Annotated in this window: 2 protein-coding genes; both read left to right on the forward strand. The window is 62.4% G+C overall.

What is annotated here, in order from left to right:
* Window positions 1-313: 313 nt before the first annotated feature.
* Window positions 314-700 carry a DUF7718 family protein gene (locus tag C470_RS00450; protein ID WP_008364441.1) on the forward strand — a complete coding sequence of 129 codons (387 nt, stop codon included), beginning with the start codon at window positions 314-316 and terminating at the stop codon, window positions 698-700.
* Window positions 697-864 (forward strand): hypothetical protein, encoded by a 168-nt coding sequence (locus tag C470_RS15180; protein WP_204365886.1) that lies wholly within the window; start codon window positions 697-699, stop codon window positions 862-864. Before C470_RS00450 ends, C470_RS15180 begins: the two co-directional genes overlap by 4 nt.
* The last annotated feature ends 239 nt before the right edge of the window (window positions 865-1,103 follow it).

Genomic DNA, 1,103 nt, shown 5'->3' on the forward strand with positions numbered 1-1,103 from the left:
CCCCCCGTCCGACTCTTACTCCGGAAGCGCGCGCGCGGGAAGCGTCTCAAAAATCTGAGAGTTGACGCCGAGTTCTACCTCACCACTCACTCCGACTCCCGATGCCAGGCCTCGTCATCCGAGCGGCATCGGCTTAACCAACATCGGGAGAAAGAGTGTTGGTTAACGAGGCGGCGACGGGGCGAGGGACGGGCTCCGAACCGCAGTTGTGAAACACCCCCCAAATCGCGTTTTTGGGGGGAGTTCACGAAGCCTCCTGTCCCGATCGGCGCCGACATATACCTCGAAGACAGCTACGAATACAGACACGCCGATGGGTGACAACAGCGTCGAGTATCGCGACTGGGGGGAGTACCCACACGCCCGGCTCCGCGTGGAGATCGTGAAGGCGTCGGGGGTACCGACGCGGTTCGTCGTACAGCTGGAGCGCCGCGTTGACGACGACTGGCACGAGGTCGTGCGGTTCGACCACGACCCGGAGAATCCAATGGGTCACGATATTACTGAGGAGGGACTTCACATGGACGTCTACAGAGACGGCGAGAAAGCCCGTGTCAAGGACGATTTCCCACCCGTGAGTTTAACACGAGCCCCCCGCTACTGTATCGCGTACATCGAGCAGCACGCCGACCCGCTGCTCCGGAGGTTCGAGAAATGGCACGATCTGAATCAGGATCCGACTGGCGGGAGGAGTCCATGAGCGACGCGGAGCTCGAGGCGTTCGAGGACGCCGTCGCGGACCTCGGCGATCGCGTGAGCGACTTCCTCGCCGATGGATCAGACCTCTCCGCAGAGGAGATCGACGACGACGTCGAGGCCCTTCCGATGCCGGACCCGCTCGACGACCGCGCCCTCGACGAGTAGCGTCGAGACGGTGGGGCGGGGGTTGACTTTAGTTTCCTTAAGATGCGCGTGCGCGTAATCTCCAGCCGGACGGGGAGAGAGATTTCTTCTGAAACTCGTTTCGATGGGCGGTGACACGCGGGGGGAGGGGGGGGGTTGGCGCACACGCGAGCGCGTTATCTCCCGCGTGAGCGAGACTCTCAGTTTCTCGAACTGACGTCGACGTCGCGAGGTGCGGAAGGATACTTCCGATGTTCGCG

Source organism: Halorubrum distributum JCM 13561 (genome assembly GCF_000337395.1).
Classification (GTDB): Archaea; Halobacteriota; Halobacteria; order Halobacteriales; family Haloferacaceae; genus Halorubrum; species Halorubrum distributum.

What these genes read in the sequence shown, in the direction of transcription:
- C470_RS00450 (WP_008364441.1), top strand. Translation starts at nt 314, where the DNA reads ATGGGTGACAACAGCGTCGAGTATCGCGACTGGGGGGAGTACCCACAC.
- C470_RS15180 (WP_204365886.1), top strand. Translation starts at nt 697, where the DNA reads ATGAGCGACGCGGAGCTCGAGGCGTTCGAGGACGCCGTCGCGGACCTC.